General features: G+C 42.1%; 1 pseudogene. It reads right to left on the bottom strand.

The features are described from left to right. Positions 1-47: 47 nt before the first annotated feature. Positions 48-278 (bottom strand): annotated as a pseudogene (locus AAEY88_RS13265) (hypothetical protein); the annotation flags it as partial.

Here is a 278-nt window from a genome sequence, read left to right as displayed (position 1 = left end):
CTAAAAAGGCAACCGATCTGGTTGCCTTTTTGTTATCTGCTCAAATACTAAAGAGCATATTTCGCCGAAAACATAATCCGATTTAGGTCGCCATCAGAACCGTCTTCACGTTCATTTAAGGCATGCATAAACTCAACCCCAAATGTTAGTGGCTTTGAAGGTGAAAACAATAAGTTAACGTAACCAGAGTAAGCCTCTTTATTAACTGCACCACCGGTAAGCGCCACATCATTATCTGCGCTAAAACCTGAGAACGTCACACTAGAACGCCATTGCTC

The sequence above is a fragment of the Psychrobacter sp. CAL346-MNA-CIBAN-0220 genome (assembly GCF_040309805.1).
Classification (GTDB): domain Bacteria; phylum Pseudomonadota; class Gammaproteobacteria; order Pseudomonadales; family Moraxellaceae; genus Psychrobacter.
This window is presented reverse-complemented; position numbering and strand designations above follow the sequence as displayed.